General features: G+C 44.6%; 15 protein-coding genes, 1 tRNA gene and 1 pseudogene. 5 read left to right on the top strand and 12 right to left on the bottom strand.

What is annotated here, in order from left to right; genetic code table 11:
• Positions 1–46: 46 nt before the first annotated feature.
• From nadB to tsaD, 4 genes are read left to right on the top strand one after another with little or no spacing between them, the layout of a single operon-like run.
• Positions 47–1,609, top strand: a complete 1,563-nt coding sequence (gene nadB, locus G3569_RS14735; RefSeq protein WP_165270542.1) for an L-aspartate oxidase — start codon at positions 47–49, stop codon at positions 1,607–1,609.
• A gap of 11 nt (positions 1,610–1,620) precedes the next feature.
• A complete protein-coding gene (gene nadC / locus G3569_RS14730; protein WP_165270540.1) occupies positions 1,621–2,484 on the top strand; it encodes a carboxylating nicotinate-nucleotide diphosphorylase in 864 nt (287 codons plus the stop codon).
• A gap of 21 nt (positions 2,485–2,505) precedes the next feature.
• A complete protein-coding gene (gene nadA / locus G3569_RS14725; RefSeq protein ID WP_205720227.1) occupies positions 2,506–3,447 on the top strand; it encodes a quinolinate synthase NadA in 942 nt (313 codons plus the stop codon).
• A 48-nt stretch (positions 3,448–3,495) separates the two neighbouring features.
• Positions 3,496–4,497: a tRNA (adenosine(37)-N6)-threonylcarbamoyltransferase complex transferase subunit TsaD gene (tsaD, locus tag G3569_RS14720; RefSeq protein ID WP_165270538.1), complete on the top strand. Its 1,002-nt coding sequence runs from the start codon at positions 3,496–3,498 to the stop codon at positions 4,495–4,497.
• 728 nt (positions 4,498–5,225) lie between these two features.
• On the opposite strand, the gene rnhA is transcribed toward tsaD, so the two are convergent.
• From rnhA to G3569_RS14700, 4 genes are all read right to left on the bottom strand, one after another.
• Positions 5,226–5,678 (bottom strand): ribonuclease HI, encoded by a 453-nt coding sequence (gene rnhA / locus G3569_RS14715; protein WP_165270536.1) that lies wholly within the window; start codon positions 5,676–5,678, stop codon positions 5,226–5,228.
• Complete coding sequence (gene pyrF, locus G3569_RS14710) at positions 5,665–6,507, bottom strand: orotidine-5'-phosphate decarboxylase (RefSeq protein ID WP_165270534.1); 843 nt, start codon at positions 6,505–6,507, stop codon at positions 5,665–5,667. Before pyrF ends, rnhA begins: the two co-directional genes overlap by 14 nt.
• Positions 6,508–6,630: 123 nt before the next feature.
• On the bottom strand, positions 6,631–8,010 hold the full coding sequence (locus G3569_RS14705; protein ID WP_165270532.1) for an SGNH/GDSL hydrolase family protein: 1,380 nt from the start codon (positions 8,008–8,010) through the stop codon (positions 6,631–6,633).
• Between the two features lie 20 nt (positions 8,011–8,030).
• Positions 8,031–9,284 (bottom strand): OmpP1/FadL family transporter, encoded by a 1,254-nt coding sequence (locus tag G3569_RS14700; RefSeq protein WP_165270530.1) that lies wholly within the window; start codon positions 9,282–9,284, stop codon positions 8,031–8,033.
• Positions 9,285–9,500: 216 nt separating this feature from the next.
• Here G3569_RS14700 and G3569_RS14695 point away from each other — a divergent pair.
• Positions 9,501–10,274: pseudogene (locus G3569_RS14695) on the top strand (class I SAM-dependent methyltransferase); the annotation flags it as partial.
• Positions 10,275–10,341: 67 nt separating this feature from the next.
• Here G3569_RS14695 and G3569_RS14690 read toward each other — a convergent pair.
• The 8 genes from G3569_RS14690 to G3569_RS14655 form a co-directional block, all read right to left on the bottom strand.
• A complete protein-coding gene (locus G3569_RS14690) occupies positions 10,342–11,004 on the bottom strand; it encodes a hypothetical protein (RefSeq protein WP_205720226.1) in 663 nt (220 codons plus the stop codon).
• Positions 11,005–11,154: 150 nt separating this feature from the next.
• On the bottom strand, positions 11,155–13,356 hold the full coding sequence (locus G3569_RS14685) for a sodium-translocating pyrophosphatase (RefSeq protein ID WP_165270526.1): 2,202 nt from the start codon (positions 13,354–13,356) through the stop codon (positions 11,155–11,157).
• A gap of 36 nt (positions 13,357–13,392) precedes the next feature.
• Positions 13,393–13,950, bottom strand: coding sequence for an aminoacyl-tRNA hydrolase (gene pth / locus G3569_RS14680; protein ID WP_165270524.1), 558 nt, complete (start codon positions 13,948–13,950; stop codon positions 13,393–13,395).
• A 39-nt stretch (positions 13,951–13,989) separates the two neighbouring features.
• Complete coding sequence (locus G3569_RS14675) at positions 13,990–14,700, bottom strand: 50S ribosomal protein L25 (protein ID WP_165270522.1); 711 nt, start codon at positions 14,698–14,700, stop codon at positions 13,990–13,992.
• Between the two features lie 102 nt (positions 14,701–14,802).
• Complete coding sequence (locus tag G3569_RS14670; RefSeq protein ID WP_165270520.1) at positions 14,803–15,735, bottom strand: ribose-phosphate diphosphokinase; 933 nt, start codon at positions 15,733–15,735, stop codon at positions 14,803–14,805.
• A gap of 79 nt (positions 15,736–15,814) precedes the next feature.
• A tRNA-Gln gene (locus tag G3569_RS14665) sits at positions 15,815–15,885 on the bottom strand.
• A 52-nt stretch (positions 15,886–15,937) separates the two neighbouring features.
• Positions 15,938–17,125 carry a DUF2851 family protein gene (locus tag G3569_RS14660; protein WP_165270518.1) on the bottom strand — a complete coding sequence of 396 codons (1,188 nt, stop codon included), beginning with the start codon at positions 17,123–17,125 and terminating at the stop codon, positions 15,938–15,940.
• Positions 17,118–17,420: a YtxH domain-containing protein gene (locus G3569_RS14655; RefSeq protein ID WP_165270516.1), complete on the bottom strand. Its 303-nt coding sequence runs from the start codon at positions 17,418–17,420 to the stop codon at positions 17,118–17,120. Before G3569_RS14655 ends, G3569_RS14660 begins: the two co-directional genes overlap by 8 nt.
• Positions 17,421–17,558 lie beyond the last annotated feature (138 nt).

Raw genomic sequence — 17,558 nt, 5'->3', positions numbered from 1 at the left:
TGCATATAATGCCTTATATTTGAATGAATTTTAGTTATCCCAAGAAGTGAACAGTAACACCTCAATAACCGATTTTCTCATCATTGGCAGTGGTGCAGCAGGCCTGCATGCGGCCTGGCATGCCAGTCAATACGGAAATGTAACGCTTGTTACAAAATCCAGCCTTGAAGCCAGTAGTAGTTATTGGGCACAAGGGGGTATTGCTGCTGTTTTGAATGATCAGGACAGCTTTGAAAGCCATAAGAATGATACCCTGGAGGCTGGGCGCGGTATTTGTAATAAGCAGGCTGTTGATATTCTTGTCAAGGAAGGGGCCAAGCGAGTTCAAGAACTTATTGAGCGTGGGATGCCGTTCGATATGGAAAACGGAGATATTGAACTTGGTCTGGAAGGGGGGCACTCTAACCGACGAGTTCTTCATGCTAATGGTGCTGCTACCGGAAAAGCATTGGTTGAATTTCTTGCAGAACTGGTACAGCAACAGTCAAATATCAAAGTTCTTGAGCATGCTTTTGCCTATGAATTGTGTACCGACGGTGAGCAATGTACGGGGGCCAGCACTTATCTGTATCAAGAAGAGCAGTTGTTAACGGTTCAGAGCCCGGTTACTATTTTAGCTACCGGCGGGTATTCGGGACTTTATCAACGAAGCACCAATCCGCATACTTCTACAGGAGATGGCTTGTGGCTGGGATATAATATTGGAGCTACACTACGTGATCTCGAATTTATTCAGTTTCATCCCACGGCTTTTTATACGGGAGATGGATCTACCTTTTTAATTAGTGAAGCGGTACGAGGTGAAGGGGCGCGATTGTTTAATGAAGCCGGTGAGCGTTTCATGGCCAAATACTCCCAGCAAGAATTGGCCCCGCGGGATATCGTCTCCCAAGAGATTTTCAGGCAGATACAGCATCAGAAAACAGACCATGTTTACCTGGATGTCAGTCATCTTGATATTGATAAGCTGCGCAACCATTTTCCAACGCTAATTCGGCGTATAGAAGAGCAGGGGATTGACCTGCGGAATAAAGGAATCCCGGTAGCTCCTGCTGCGCATTACTGTATCGGGGGCATCGAAACGGATCTTCATGCACGGACATCCATAGAAGGATTATACGCCTGTGGCGAAGTAGCAGCAACAGGTATTCATGGGGCTAATCGTTTGGCCAGTAATTCGTTGCTGGAATGCCTGGTATTTAGTAAGCGAGCTGTTGATGTTGCTGCGGAAAATGATATATCGGTAGACAAACAAACAGCTTCAACGGAGTTTAAAGTTGATGATGAGCAGGAAAGTTCATTTACTGAACTACAGCAGCAGGTAGCAGAATTGTTGAGTAATTATGTGGGAATAAGACGCAGCAAAGAAAGATTAAAGAAGGCATTAAAAGAATTGGAAGTTTTGGAAAATAAGTTGACGCCGGTAGATAACGAATATTATTACCTGCGTTCCAAAGGGTTGATCCGGATTGCAAAATTGATAAGCCGTTCTGCTTTAGAAAGAGAAGAAAGCAGGGGTGTTCATACGCGCAGTGATTTCCCTGAGTTGCAGCCGTCATCAGCTCCCATCCACTACCAGAAAGAAAATTTGAAAACACTCTCGGTATAGATATCGGAATAATGAAGGATCTGGAAAAAACAATAGAAAAAGATGATGCCATTGAAGCACTTATAAAACGTGCTTTTGAAGAAGATGTACGAAGCGGTGATATTACGACCAACTCTGTTGTGGATGAAGATTATAAGGCCGAGGCGATTTGGGTTGCCAAAGAAGAGGGTATTATAGCCGGTGTTGATATTGCCCGGCGCGTGTTTGAAAAGCTGGACTCTGATATCCTTTGGAGCCCGCATGTTAGCGATGGCGAAAACGTTTCTGAGAAAACAAAGTTGGTCACTATAAAGGGGAATGCCCGGGCTATGTTAACTGCCGAACGGATCGCCTTGAATATTGCCCAGCGTATGTCAGGCATTGCAACAACGACCCGACGATATATTGAAGAAATCGGGGTACTGAATACCAAGATATTAGATACGCGTAAAACAGTGCCGGGGCTGCGATTGCTCGATAAGCAGGCCGTTGCTGCCGGTGGGGGAACGAATCATCGCATGGGACTTTTTGATCTGGCGATGATTAAAGATAATCATATAGTAGCAGCAGGAAGTATTGAGGCCGCTATGCAGCGTGTTCGTAAAAATGCCCCAGCTGTACGTATTGAAGTTGAAACGAGCTGTTTAGATGAGGTCAAAAAAGCTTTGGCCGCCGGTGCTGATATCATTATGCTCGATAATATGAGTGCCGCTAAAATGAAAGAGGCAGTGAAATTGATAAATGGACAAGCTGAAACTGAAGCTTCGGGTAATATTACTCTGGACAGAGTTGCAGAAGTAGCCTCTACGGGGGTTGACTTCATTTCTGTTGGAGCGTTAACGCATTCAGTAACCGCGTTTGATATCAGCCAGCAGCTACAAGAAATTTATAAATAGAATGAAAACGGAATAGTTATTATGAATACCCAAGAGTTAATTGATGGGATAAAAGAACTAAAAGAAGAAAAAAATGCCGTGATTCTGGGCCATAATTATATGGTGCCCGAAGTACAGGATATCGCCGATTATATCGGTGATTCTCTGGGATTGTCGCACCAGGCAGCAGATACCGATGCCGAGATGATTATCTTTTGCGGCGTCCACTTTATGGCAGAAACAGCCTCAATCATTTCGCCGGATAAAAAGGTGCTCATCCCGGATTTAGAAGCCGGTTGCTCACTGGCCGACAGTATTACCGCCGAGCAGCTGCGCGAGTGGAAAGCTGAGCATCCTGATGCTGTTACGGTAACCTATATCAATACTACGGCTGCGGTAAAAGCGGAGTGCGACTACTGCTGCACTTCCTCAAATGCGGTGGATGTTATTAATACGATACCGGAAGATAAGGAGATCTTGTTTTTGCCGGATAAGTTTTTGGGCGGATATATTGAGATGGTTACCGGTCGTGAGCTCAATATCTGGGATGGGGCTTGCCATGTTCACGAAAAGATTGGGGAGCTGAACCTCTCTGAAAAGCAGGAAGAATATCCCGAAGCTGAAATGTTGATTCATCCCGAATGTGGTTGCTCAACCTCGTGCATGATGAAATCAGCGATGTATTTTGATTGTGAGGATGGACATATCCATTCCACAAGTGGTATGCTGAACCGTGCTCAAGAGTCGGATGCCGATGAGTTTGTGGTTGCTACCGAGACAGGGATTCTGCACCGGATGCGCAAAGAAAATCCGGGTAAAAAATTCCACCCGGCTAATGAAAATGCGGTATGTGAATTCATGAAGATGATTACCCTTGAGAAGTTATATGATTCACTGAAGCATGAGCAGCATGAGGTAAAAGTAGATGAAGAGTTGGCCGAGCGTGCCCATCTGCCGATCGAACGCATGTTAAGTATCGCCTAACAGTAGTGTTTAAACCTGGTCTTTAAGACCACTTTTTATTGATCAAAAATGAAGATACTTGGTATTGAGTCCTCATGTGATGAGACAGCAGCTGCTGTTTATACCGGCAAAGGCATGGAGTCGAATGTTATTGCCTCACAAGCGGTGCACGAGCAGTATGGAGGGGTAGTCCCCGAATTGGCATCTCGCGCTCATCATAAGACGATATGGCGCACGGTACAGCAATCTCTGGATGAGGCAGGGGTTCATATAAATGAAATTGATGCTATCGCTGTTACCCAGGGGCCCGGTCTTATGGGATCGTTGTTGGTTGGGCTCTGTTTTGCCAAAGGGTTATCCTTGTCACGGGATATTCCACTTGTGGGGGTCAACCATATGGATGCTCATATCTATGCCAACTTTATTGATGAAACGCCTGCTTATCCTTTTGTAGCACTTACCGTATCGGGGGGACATACACAACTGGTGCACGTGACGGCTCCTTTTGAACACAAGCTGTTGGGCGAAACACGGGATGATGCAGCTGGAGAGGCTTTTGATAAGATCGGTAAGATACTGGGCTTGCCTTATCCGGCTGGGCCGGTGATTGATGAGCGTGCCAAAGATGGGGATCCCCGTTTTCATGACTTCCCGCAGGCGATGTTAGATAATAACTTTGAGTTTAGCTTTTCGGGACTTAAAACATCGGTTAAATATTTTCTAGAAGATCAAGAAGACAAAGAGCAATTTTTAGAGGATCACCTGGATGAAATCTGTGCCAGCGTTTCATATGCTATTACTGAAGTGTTGGTGAAGAAACTACGTAATGCTATGGAACATACGGGCGTTGAAAGTGTGGTGTTGGCAGGAGGCGTTTCTGCTAATTCAATGTTACGTCGAAAGGCCCGTGAATTAACGAAGGAGATGGACTGTAGGCTGCATATTCCCAAGCTAGCTTATTGTACCGATAATGCGGCCATGATCGCAATAACGGGGGGGATGATGGCTGAGCGGGATATGTATTCTGATATGGAACTAAAGCCTTTTGCCAGTTTGAGCAGTAGAAAATAAGCCACAGCTCATTTCGAATGGTTGCAATGCGGTGAGAAATCTCATCGGTATACCTGGCGCCCAAATGCCAAAGTAAGTTCTAAAAGAATATTAGAAGCAATGTCATCCTGAACTCGTTTCAGGATCTCCATGTATAAGTTCGCGTAGAACCTAAAGGGCAGCCTCTTATACATCAAGCGGTTTCTTCAGGGAGATTGCCGCGTCGTTCCGCCAACCCACGGCACTCCTCACAATGACAGCCGTTGATTAAAAAAAGCAGTGTCACTCCCCGTTTGGCGGGGAGGGATTCCGGCGATTTTCCGGAAGACCGCGGCAGTCTCCTGTTCTTAGTTCGCGAAGTGCGCCGAAGCCATTCTTCAAAAAAGCTTCAACAGAGTTCATCTCGGCGTAGGTATGCGTAGAACCAAAGAGCAGCCCTCATACATCAACTGGTTTTTTTAGGGAGATCGCCGCGCTGCGTTCCCCTCCGCTCGCGATGACAGACGTTGATAGTGTGAACGGTAGGAGGTGCAGCTATGTGCCTCAAAGTTTTAACGTAGTGGCGGAGGGTGATCAGCAGGAAATATAAATGTAAGCACAACTTATTATCTGTCTACCTGTAGTTTAAAAGCAGGCGAATAGAACCAGCGCTACGGGAGTACAACTCCCTTGGAGCTATCGGATTTCTACTTTTCAGTAGCCCCGGTTAAGCTGTTCGCCAGCCTGCTTTCAACGCACTAATAAAATAATTACTGATATTTTTTGGAAGCTTCTACAGCCAGACGATCCACCCGGTTATTGCGGACATTATCGGAGTGGCCTTTCACTTTAATCCATTCAACCTTGTGGGGTTTCATTGCTTCCAGCATCTCTTCCCAAAGATCCTTGTTTTTTACCGGTTTTTTGTTTGCCGTTTTCCAGCCCCGTTTTTTCCAGCTCTTAATCCAATTTTGTTTAAAGGCGTTTACAATAAGAGCACTGTCACTATGAATTTTAACGTGGCAGGGTTGTGTGATGGCATTTAATGCTTCAATAACGGCGCGCATCTCCATACGATTATTAGTGGTATGCGAAGCACCTCCGGTCAGTTCCTTTTCAACGCCGTTCCATTGCAACAGCACGCCCCAACCACCAGGACCGGGGTTTCCACTGCAGGCGCCATCCGTAAATACAATAACCGTTTTTTGCTTATCCTTTGACATATCGAGCTGTTATTGGGGCTAAACGTTCTTTGAGATCTAATGCTGATTGAGCTACTGCTTGTTTCCAGTCCGGGGAATCATTACCGGCATAAATAATACTTCTGCTCGAGTTCACAAGCGGAACAGCAGTATGCTCTTTAAGGGACTCAGAAAGTTCACTGACCGATCCTCCCTGTTTGCCAACCCCCGGTATCAATAGAGGGGATTCCGTAAAGTGAGAAATCACCGGTTCCAGCTCTTTCGCTTTTGTGGCTCCTACGACCATTCCTATCGCAGTTGGATGATCTTGTTGCTGCTTTTGCAGTCTCTTGGCGATGAAGGTAGAAAGAGTTTCGCCACTGTCTAATTGTTGCAACAAAATATCTTGAGCCCCGGGATTTGAGGTGAGGGTAAGTACATAGATACTTTTTGCCGGATTACCCAGGAATGGCTCCAGTGTTTCAAATCCCATTAACGGGTTTAATGTAACGGCGTCCACATCATGAGTCTCAAAAAAAGCTTTTGCATAATGCTCGGCCGTAGAGCTGATATCACCTCGCTTTGCATCGGCAATAATGATTTTATCATCGGGGATGTAATCCAATACACTTTCAAAAGTATCCCAGCCGTCAGCGCCCAGGGCTTCAAAGAAGCCGAGGTTCGGTTTATATGCCGCACAGTGTTGCCGGGTGGCATCAATAACCTGCTTAAGAAAATGGTCAACCCGTTTGGCAGGGTCTTTAATTTTGGTTAATTCGGCCGGTAGCAGCTGTAGATTGGGGTCCAGCCCCACACAAACCGTAGAGTTATTGCTACGAACCGCTTTTTTAAGTTTCGTTCTGAAATCCATGTGTATGTTGTTTTAATTTCAGCAAAAGATACAAACTGCCTTGTGTGATTCGAAATCATTATCCCATAAAAAAAGCGGAGGAATCGCTTCCTCCGCTTACAATACAAAAAGATAAGTTAGATTTTAATTAGCCACTGGAAACCCCTCAGGTATTTTCGCTACATTGATCTTGTCGAGGTTAGCATTATAGGCACTGTTAATTGCATCAATAGATTTGTTTGCAATAACAGCTGCTCCCCGGTTTGTGGGATGGACGCCATCGAAGCTAAACAGTTCACCCGGGACGGGACGTAAATTTAAGCCATCAGTCTGGTATCCATTTTGTCCTTGAGAACTTTGGAAGGTAGTAAAGATATCTTTGAAAACTTTATTGATATCTACAACTGTAAAGTTATTGGACGATGCGACTGAAGAAATTGTGCCGTTATATTGTGCAACAGCGGCAGCTGCTTGTTCAAGCTCAGAATCTGAGGCATCCTGAGTGGCCAGGTTTCCGTCTAGTACGAGTTCATCCGGGATGGCACTTTGAGGTTGAATAGGAGGTGGTACCTGACCATTCTGTACTCTGGCAAAGTACGATTGAGCACTTAGCAAAGGAAAGTCATCTTGACGCATTTTTTCAGCATTGCCGTCAACCTCAATATAGATATCAAAGTTACCGTTTTCAGTAACAAGCTGATAGGTTTGACTACTTGAGTTAAAGGTTATAGCCCCTTGTTGTTCCAGTTGTGTTCGGAGGTAAAAGACAAAGGGAATATTGGTAACATCCGGAATCGTATATACCATTACATCGGCACCAGTTGCTGCTAAACCCTGGGCCGAAGCTTGGTAGAGTTGAGAAAAGTTTGCTGCAGGTGTGATTGATTGGCCTTCGCCACCTGATGTGACATAACCGAGCACATCATTGTTGCCCAACCAAAAGGTAATAAAAGTAGGATTTTGTTTAGCAACCTGGTTATGAAGATTTGGAGCAGATTTAGCCAGTTCGGCCTGTTCCATTGCTACCTTGTAGAATGGATTAAAAGCAGGGTTACTTTGATCGGTAGCCCGTTCTTTTAGATTTCCAGCATTGTTGGGATTCATATAATCAACCAAAACAGCTCCCGGAACTCCCAGATTTGAGAAGGGTTTATCTTCTTGGTTTATTGGATTGCCCTGATTGGAGTTACGGGTTGTAACCAGAGGATCAAGGTTGGAAAGCTCTATACGTCCCCCGGAACCAATTCCCGGATTACTGATAAGGGGTTGCTCAAAACTTTCAGATTTGTTCATCTGGCGTGCCAAAAGTTTGGGGAAAGAGTACTTTTGTGCTGATTCGTATAGTGCTCCATTTTGCAAGCCCGCTGTTAGACTGTTACCAACGGCTACATAAGAAGAAAAATCAGCATCTCCCGAATTATTAGCAGCAGGATCTAGATCGTTGTAATCTTTACAGCCTGTTACAAGTGCCAGCAAAAACGCCAGCGAGAGTATTCCTTTAATATATTTTTTAAAATAACTCATAACGTAATATCCTTAATTATTTATAAATTCAGAGTGAAGCCCAGGCTCGGAAGGTTTGCGTAGGTCGTATAGACCCCATCAATGCCCCCTTCATGAGTGTTAGTAACCTTGCGTTGATTGGCACGGATAAAGATATATGCAGCATCAATGGCCAGATAATCAGTCAGGTTATAGCTAACACCGCCGGAAAAGAGCCAGCGATCGGAGTCGGGGAGGGTGGGATCTACGTATCGATCCTTAATGGGATTTTCATCATAGGCAATACCTCCGCGAAGAGTGAGCCCTTCTACACCAATCTTTGTATACTCTGCCCCAAAACGAAGCTGCCAGGAATTGTTGTAGTTTCGTTCATTAACGATAGTACTACCTCCGAGTGCAGGAATTGACTGGTCAAAATTAATAGCTAGTTCATCATAACTTGACCATCCCCACCAGACGTAATCAAGTTCGGTAGAGAGTCCGTCAATAGGCTTAACATTTAAGGCAATAACATAGCTGGAAGGCATGGTTATTTCTGCACTTCCTTTGGCTTCGGAAGGGAAACCAACATTGAGGTTTTCAAAAGTAGCATCCCCTTCAAACGTTGTGGTAACTTCGCTGCGATAGGTAAAGCCAAGGGTTACATCTTTGACCGGTTCATACAGTATGCCGGCATGGTATCCATAGGCCGGTTTTTCGAGCTCACCATTGAGTGTAAAGGTCCCTTCGGGGGAGAATGAAGCTACTGCACGTTGCAATTTTACCTCACCATGAGCGGCAATACGGACACCTGCACCAATCTTAATTTTTCCGATGCCGAAATCGGGTAATTGGTATCCGACGGAAGGTGAGACAAAAATTGTTTCAATACTTGTCTCTATCGCCGAGCCACGACCTACCCAGTCGGAGGGCCACTTTGTGCCCAGGCCAAAGGGAGCATAAACTCCAATACCGGCCGTAAGCTTATCTGTTACTTGATAAGAACCGTAAAAATTGGGAACCAAAAAGTTCTGTTTTTCCATACTTGTCTTTTGCCCTCGTGGAGCAAGGGACGATAGATTACGGAACGTAGAACGAGGAGCAATAATGGTAGCTCCACCACTAACACGTAATCCATCCATACCGCCCAAACCGGCCGGGTTATAATAAATGGTAGAAACATGATCAGCATAAGCAGAAAAGGCACCGAGCATGCCATTTGCGCGTACACTTGCTTCATATATTGAGAATCCGCTGGCGAGAGCAGATCCCGAACATAAGAATATTAAACATATTGTAGCTATTAGTCTTCGCATAAGTTCTCCGGGTTTAATTATTAATTTTAAAAATCTAAGCAGGGTCTACTGTTTTAATAGTACTCGTGTTCTAACTTCAATTTGATCAATAGTTTAAATTATTTGTCTATTGAGGAAAATTAGTTAACACTGTTAATCATAACTAATTAAAAGCTTAGGAAAGATAAAAGCAAAAGTTTGGAATAATCCGGCAATTTTGATTCATTCCGTGCAGTTAATAGTCAATATAGAAACAGATTTTATATGGGTTGGTTCGAAAAGTGGTTTGATAGTCCATTATATGAAAAGTTATACGCTAACCGTGATGAGGAAGAAGCACGGCAGCTTATTGATTTTTTAGAACAAAAATTTCTGCAAAATAGTTGTACCTCAATTCTTGATTTGGGATGCGGACGTGGACGTCACTCTATAAGTCTCGGTAAAAAAGGATATACGGTAAAGGGAATTGATCTGTCTCCCCAAGCGATTAAAACAGCCAGAAAAAAAGCCGAAGAGCTGGAACTCGATAATGTCTCTTTTGAAGTTGGGGATATGCGTGACCCGCTGGATCAGTCGTTTGATGCTGTTGTAAACCTGTTTACCACTTTTGGATATTTTGAGCATGATGGTGAAAATGCATCGGTGCTTGACAGTGTGGTAAAAATGTTGAATCCCAACGGGCTATTTGTTTTAGATTATTTAAATGCGGAAAAAGTAAAACGGGAATACAGCCCTGAAGACCAGGGGGAATTTCATGATATTCATTATCGTATTAAACGATATGTAGAAAATGGGGCTATCCACAAAGATATTGTATTTGATGGGGAGGGGCTTGATGAGCCTCGTTCTTACTCTGAACGGGTAAAACTCTATGGCTTACCCTGGTTTAAAAGTGAGATGGATAAGCGAAACCTTGAGATCCTAGATGTGAAAGGAGATTATAGAGGAAGTGATTTTGATCCCGAGACCAGCCCTCGACTTTTGATGATATGTCAGTTGCTACATGAATAATTCAATATTGATGGTTTCTATTTCATAATAGGGCGCGCCGGCCCTTACATACAGATCTGCTGGTAGTCTATATTTTTGTTTTAGCGAAGACCTCTTCAGCTCCGTGTGGCGGATGGTCCAGGGTCCATGTCTCAAAATAGAAATGGCGCTCTGAGCCCATGCGCTTGCTGTTAATACTAAAGAAACGAAAATCATTATCCACCAATGGTTGCAAGTGCTCAAATAGGATAGGATAAATATTTTCCATGGAAAACAGGTGCAGGTCGAAGCCATGGTGGGCTTGTTCTTTATAAAGTACGTAATCTCCCTCTTTTAAGACCTCACTTAGCGCTTCTTTTTTATGGCCTACATTCGAATCTTCATCTATCTCTAATACATCAAAGTTGTATTCACTTTCAGCTTCTGAACTTAGTATTACTATCTGACCTATATCAATATTATTGATAGCTTTCGGTAATGAATCGAATCGGCCTAAAGCTGTATGAATGGTGCGATCGGTAAATGTTCTATTCAGTTGTTGAACAACAGCTTCATATTTGGATAAGGTATTAAGGCCAAATTGTTCATTTTCGAGCCGGGTGCCGGTAATATAAAATTTAGAATAGGTAGGGTCCGGCGACATAAAATCTGCCAGGCTTGCCTCAATCTCTTCTTTGGTTTTATTGGCATTGCGCTTGGCCAGTTTATCCAGGCGCTGGTCGTGATTGAAAAACAGTTTGAAAATATCCATCTGTGAAATTGCTGTCTAACGAAGGTTGTAATTGCTCTGGGCAGTACGGTAAGATCCTGAAACAAGTTCAGGAAGACAAGTGCTATAACTATTAAAAAAGCCCTACAGCTTTATGCTGCAGGGCTTTAAGATCAAGATATTGTGTAAGACTTAGATCATGGTTGCAATAACGAGTGCAACAACTGACATCAGCTTAATAAGAATGTTGAGAGAAGGACCGGAAGTATCCTTGAATGGATCGCCAACGGTATCGCCAACAACAGATGCTTTGTGAGCTTCGGAGCCTTTTTCAAGCATTTCTCCTTCGTGCTCAAAGCCTTCTTCAATCATTTTCTTAGCATTGTCCCAGGCACCGCCTGCGTTGGATTGGAACAGGGCCATCAGTACACCAGAAGCCGTAACGCCGGCAAGTAGTCCACCCAGCATCTCCGGGCCTCCGATAAATCCAAATGCTACCGGAACGGCTACAGCCAGTACACCAGGTGCAATCATTTCACGCAATGAAGCAGTGGTAGAAATTTCAACACATTTCTCATACTCTGCTTTACCGGTAGCTGTTTCAAATATTTCCTGATCTTCTTCAGACCAGTTTTCCAGTTTTTCACCTTCGTTGCGCCCCATGGCATCAAGACCGGCACGCAGTTCCGGAATATCATTGAACTGGCGACGAACTTCCTCAATCATTGACATCGCAGCACGTCCCACAGCATTCATGGAAAGTGCAGAGAACAGGAAGGGAAGCATGGCTCCAATAAAGAGTGCAGCCATTACTGTAGGTTGGGTAATATTAATTCCAGATAAATTTGTAGCGTGTGTTGCATTGTAAGATGTAATGAATGCAGCAAAGAGTGCAAGGGCAGTTAAAGCTGCAGATCCGATTGCAAAGCCTTTACCAATGGCTGCTGTAGTATTACCTACCGCATCCAGTTTATCGGTACGGTCGCGTACTTCACTTGGAAGTTCAGACATTTCGGCAATTCCGCCGGCGTTATCTGAAATAGGACCGTAAGCATCAACAGCCAGCTGGATACCGGTGTTTGAGAGCATTCCAACAGCGGCAATAGCAATTCCATATAAGCCGGCAAATTCATATGAAGCGATCATTGCAATAGCAATAATTACGATGGGAATGGCAGTAGAAATCATCCCTACTCCCACACCGGCAATGATATTTGTAGCTGCTCCGGTGGAAGATTGACGAACAATGGACTTAACCGGGCCGGTTCCGGTTCCGGTGTAGTGTTCCGTAATAAGTCCGATAAGCAGACCGGCAGCAAGGCCAAAGATGGTGGCCCAGAAAACGCCCATACTTGTAATTGTAAGTTCATCACCAAAAATAGTTGTATGTGCCCAACTTGCAGGCAACATCCATTGGATAAGCAGGTAAGAGGCAATCAACATAATAATGGCAGAAACAAATTCACCAATATTAAGTGCAGTTTGTGGGTTTCCACCTTCTTTAACGCGTACAAAGAAGGTACCGATGATCGATGTAACAATTCCGGTGCCGGCTAATACGAGGGGAAGCAGTACTGCAGATAATCCATTGAAGTTATCTGCCCATTCTGGGTTCGCCATAAAAGCAGCACCCAATACCATTGTACCAATAATAGAGCCTACATAAGATTCAAAGAGATCGGCTCCCATTCCTGCAACATCTCCGACATTATCACCTACGTTATCGGCAATAGTAGCGGGATTGAGTGGGTGATCTTCCGGAATACCAGCCTCAACTTTACCTACAAGGTCGGCCCCAACATCAGCGGCCTTGGTATAAATACCCCCACCTACACGAGCAAAGAGCGCAATAGAAGAAGCACCAAAAGAGAAACCGGTAACAACAGCTAATACTTTGTTGACATCAGCCGCTGTTCCAGTACCGAACATATCGCCAAAGATCAGAAACAGAGAACCAAGTCCGAGAACGCCTAAGCCTACAACGCCGAGTCCCATAACAGAACCACCGGCAAAGGCAATATTTAAGCCTTTTCCAAGTCCTTCGCGAGCAGCATTGGTAGTTCGTACATTTGCTTTTGTAGCAACGCGCATTCCAATAAAACCGGCTAAGCCAGAGCAGAAGGCTCCAATAATAAATGAAACAGAAACGAGCCAGTGAGAGGTCTGAGCATTTGCGGTAACACCGAGAAGAATGGCAACAGAGAGAACAAAAATAGAAAGTACTTTGTACTCTGCTTTAAGAAAAGCCATAGCACCACGTTGGATGTGTTCGCTTATTTCGGCCATTTTTTTAGTTCCGGTGTCTTGCTTAGAAACCCATGAAGATTTAATCAGGGTATATAATAAGCCCAGAACTCCCGCAAGGGGAACTAAGTAGGTTATTAAGGTATCCATATTAATTATTGGTTAGTTGTAAGCGTTATTAATTGATCAATTAAACTTGTTCATTGCCTCTTCAATACCTTCGCGAATAAAGCAGAAGGTTGCATCGGCGGCTTTATCCAAAGTAGGGTTAAGAACGGTACGCTCTTTATCAGTAAAAGGGGAGAGTACATGTTGTACTTGTTGTCCTTTTGGAAAGTCGCTTCCAATCCCGATTCGCAAGCGTGGAAAAGCGTTCGTACCCAGTTGTTGAATAATATCTTTTATTCCGTTGTGTCCGCCTGCACTTCCGTTTGGTCGCAGACGTATAGTTCCTACCTCTAAAGCCAAATCGTCATAACATACCAGGCAATGATCGATCTCTTTTTTGTACCAATTTATGGCCTGGCGTACAGCTTTACCGCTATTATTCATGTATGTGGTGGGCTTGATGAGGTAAAGTGGCTGCCCTGCATGATTTCCTTTTCCCACATGAAAAGGGCCCTTGCCGGGCCCTAGTCGTACTGACAGCGATTGTGCCAGTGTATCAATTAATTCAAAACCTATATTGTGACGTGTACCAGCGTATTTACTTCCGGGATTACCCAAGCCAATGATTAACGGCATAAAGCAGTTACGCTGGTTAAGTCAGTATTTTTGTGCAAATTATTCGGTTGTTTCTTCGTCTTCTTCGGCTTCCTCGCCTTCTGCTTCTTCTCCTTCGGCCAATTCGCCTTCTTCGCCTTCTGGCAGTTCGCCTTCTTCGAGCTCTTCTTCGCTTGGTTCCTCGGAAATGAGAGAAGAAGTAAGCAGAGCTTCGGATTTTGGAGGACGAATAGTAACAAGCGTTCTGCTGAGATCATCGAGAGGAATAATTCCTTCCAATTCGAGATCCCGAACGTGGAGATTGTCACCAATTTCCAGTTCACTGATATCCACGGAGTATTCACCGGGGATAAGGTCAGGAGTAACGCGGATACGGAGAATTTGCATTGGCTTGAAGATACGACCACCACCTTCGGTAACACCAACAGGTGTTCCTTCAAGTTTGATGGGCACGCTCAGTGTCACTTCGTGGTCTTCAGCAAGAGCGTAGAAGTCTACGTGTACCGGACGATCCGTAATAGGATGAAATTCAACCTCTTTAAGCAGCGTCTCATGAGTTTCTCCATCAATGGAGATATTGATAATTTGCCGCTTACTTACCGATAATATTTTTTCGAGTTCAAGCTCATCAATAGAGAAATGAACGTTTTCATCTACTTTTGGGCCGTATAATACAGCAGGAACTCGCATCGCGTCGCGAAGTTTCTTGGCTGCATTGCGTCCTGTTTCTCTAATTTTTCCTTCAAGCTCTACAACTTCTGGAGTAGTCATAATTCTATGTTGTTGATTTTTTTACCACGAAAGCACAAAACATTAAAATGCAAAGAGTGTGGTAATAAACTTCAGTGTGTTCGTGTTCCTGTGGTTACAAATTTAATCGTCAAAAAGTGCACTTATGGTATCGTTGGTGTGGATACGTTGTATTGCTTCAGCAAAAATACCTGCAACGCTCAATACCTTGATTTTGCTCGAAGGTTTGCGAAGCGGTACCGTATCGGTCACCAGTAATTGATCAATAGGTGAATCTTCAATGCGTTGGTACGCGGGCCCTGATAATATGGGATGCGTACATGTTGCAGTAATGTTTAGTGCCCCGCGTTCTTTTAGTGCGGAAGCGGCATTAGTGAGTGTGCCGGCTGTGTCGATAAGATCATCGACGATAAGCACATTTTTCCCTTCTACTTCACCGACAATGTTCATGACTTCGGCCACGTTCTGTTTGGGCCTGCGTTTGTCGATAAAAGCAAGTCGGGCACCCAGCCGCTTGGCATACGATCGAGCCATCTTCAAGCTGCCCACATCAGGAGCAACAACGACCAGGTTTTCTATCGGATGTTCACTAAAATGATCAATAAATAACCTGCTGGCATATAAGTGATCCAGCGGAATATCAAAAAATCCCTGTATCTGTGCAGCATGCAGATCCATGGTTAATATTCGATCTGCCCCTGCTTCGGTTAAAAGATTCGCCATCAGTTTCGAAGCAATGGAAACTCTTGGCTGATCTTTGCGATCCTGGCGTGCATACCCAAAATAGGGCATTACTGCGGTAACACGCTTTGCTGACGCCCGCTTGGCTGCATCTAACAATAGCAGCAGTTCCATAATATTATCACCGGGCGGTGGGGTAGACTGAACTACAAATACATCTTCACCGCGGATACTCTGTTCGTACTTCGCATACAGTTCGCCATCCGAAAACGGCTTAATGGTAACCTCTCCAAGATCGGTACCGTAACTTTCTGCAATGGCACGTGAAAGAGCGAGGTTGCTGCGTCCGGCAAATATGGCTAAGGGAGTATCCAACGAAGCGAAGATTCAGGAATTTAAAAATAAAAGAAAAGGATGGCTTTTCAGTCATCCTTTCGTAGTTAATTATCAAGTGTTGCCCGGGGAGGACTCGAACCCCCACTGACGGTACCAAAAACCGCTGTCCTGCCATTAGACGACCGGGCAATGTTGTGCCGTTTTTAACAGATTCAGATAATAGGGATTTCCTGAATACGAATCAAGAAGAAATTACATTTTTAAATACATTGCAGTTTTGGCATTTCTTGGGTTTACAGTAGCTGCGAAGCTGATGGATGGTACCCAGACGATGGGCATAAAGGGAAGGGGGGAGGGCTGTTTGTTCGAGTAGGCCCAAAAGTGAGCTCGGAAGGGTGACTTTATGGGTTTTCCAAAGTTCCCAACTTTGGGTTTTTAGACGCTTGCAAAAAAAGAGATTACCCAGAGAATATAGGGCCGGAAGAAATACGGTGCCGAAAAGAATGTCGGATCGTTCGCGGCCCAGCGAGGGGGTTGTAGTGATAGAATTTCGCATTTGGGCCCAAAACGATTTGGGATTGCAGCGTAGCCAGGTTTGGAATGGCTGGTTAACGATGAACCAGAGGCATTCGGCCCCTTGCTGAATGCGAGCCCGCGGATGGTTGCCGGGACGTACACCACGATGTTTCCAGGTAAACGAAGGGGTGGCCCGTGTTTGGCTTTCCAGACCTGAAAGCTGTACCGCTTTTTCTTTAAGCTGATGCGGGGAGTTACAGTCTTTGACCTGGGGGAACAGCTGCTTACCCAGCCTGCGCATGGGGCGGCGGTTATGTGAGATTCCCAAGCCGTCAAAGAGGGCAATGCTCAGCATTTTTTGCCATGCCGCTGAAGGAGCAAGGGTCGGATCATAATATTCAAGGAGATCATCAACCTTCTGTTCAAAATATTCTTTGTGAGCTTGCTCCAGCTGCTGTTTAAATGCCTCTTCTGAAATAAAGGAGTACTGGCCGGAACAGGGTAGTTTAGGTTGCTGGCGATACTGTTCTAAAAAAGCCTGCAGGGGTTTCTCCAAATGAGATGATAAACAAAAGGCAGGTATTACAGAGCCGTTACTTCGCCTAATTCGTTTGCCGCAATCCTGAAATACCACATGAAGAATAACCTGTTCATAGTTGGGGTCTTGGTGGTGCCCATGGGCATGCCAGTCGGGTGGGGTCCAATGGATTTCGACATCCCCAAACCAGCGCAGGTTACCAATGGTGATTTCTGCATTTGTAAAATCAGGGCCATCGGACCGGTTGAGCTGCCCGGGGTGATGGATAATAACTTCTTTACCATCGGTGGTAGATAACTGATGCCGGGCAACATGCTTTTGCTCCCAAATCCAGTGCAGTAGTTCTTCGTGATATGGTGGCTTCGATTTACTCACCGTTAAGATCTTGTTCACTCAGTTCAATATCCTCGGTGGCATCGTAGAGATCGGGAACATTTTGGCGAACTCCTTGCTGGACATGGCGGTGGAATTTGTGGATCTCTTTTTTACTAAGCCGGCGGGCCGACTTCCGTTGGTCATTAACCCAATGGGTGAGTTCATTTACTCGTTTTGTTAACCATGCTCGATTTCGAGCCCCGCTTTTGGGTGCAAGTAAGAGCCCGGCGGCAACTCCGCCTATAAAGGAGGTGGTAAGAAGTATGATAGAGTTTGTTGTTTCTTTTCGTCCCATATAAGTTCTCCCTTTTATATAAAGATTTGTAAGTTCTGGCCTTATTTATAATGTAATGTACAAAGCCTTTGCCAGTTTATAAATAAGTTAGTCTTAATTCGGCATTTATTTTTAATATTAATCAGATCATAAAAGGAT

It is taken from the genome of Fodinibius halophilus, from assembly GCF_011059105.1.
GTDB lineage: Bacteria > Bacteroidota > Rhodothermia > Balneolales > Balneolaceae > Fodinibius > Fodinibius halophilus.
This window is presented reverse-complemented; position numbering and strand designations above follow the sequence as displayed.

Excerpts from the sequence above, each read along its gene's own strand:
- pth (WP_165270524.1), bottom strand. The coding sequence starts at position 13,950 with ATGCCGTTAATCATTGGCTTGGGTAATCCCGGAAGTAAATACGCTGGT.
- G3569_RS14655 (WP_165270516.1), bottom strand. The coding sequence starts at position 17,420 with ATGGGACGAAAAGAAACAACAAACTCTATCATACTTCTTACCACCTCC.
- nadA (WP_205720227.1), top strand. The coding sequence starts at position 2,506 with ATGAATACCCAAGAGTTAATTGATGGGATAAAAGAACTAAAAGAAGAA.
- pyrF (WP_165270534.1), bottom strand. The coding sequence starts at position 6,507 with ATGGATTTCAGAACGAAACTTAAAAAAGCGGTTCGTAGCAATAACTCT.
- nadC (WP_165270540.1), top strand. The coding sequence starts at position 1,621 with ATGAAGGATCTGGAAAAAACAATAGAAAAAGATGATGCCATTGAAGCA.
- rnhA (WP_165270536.1), bottom strand. The coding sequence starts at position 5,678 with ATGTCAAAGGATAAGCAAAAAACGGTTATTGTATTTACGGATGGCGCC.
- G3569_RS14700 (WP_165270530.1), bottom strand. The coding sequence starts at position 9,284 with ATGCGAAGACTAATAGCTACAATATGTTTAATATTCTTATGTTCGGGA.
- G3569_RS14675 (WP_165270522.1), bottom strand. The coding sequence starts at position 14,700 with ATGACTACTCCAGAAGTTGTAGAGCTTGAAGGAAAAATTAGAGAAACA.
- tsaD (WP_165270538.1), top strand. The coding sequence starts at position 3,496 with ATGAAGATACTTGGTATTGAGTCCTCATGTGATGAGACAGCAGCTGCT.
- G3569_RS14705 (WP_165270532.1), bottom strand. The coding sequence starts at position 8,010 with ATGAGTTATTTTAAAAAATATATTAAAGGAATACTCTCGCTGGCGTTT.
- G3569_RS14685 (WP_165270526.1), bottom strand. The coding sequence starts at position 13,356 with ATGGATACCTTAATAACCTACTTAGTTCCCCTTGCGGGAGTTCTGGGC.
- G3569_RS14690 (WP_205720226.1), bottom strand. The coding sequence starts at position 11,004 with ATGGATATTTTCAAACTGTTTTTCAATCACGACCAGCGCCTGGATAAA.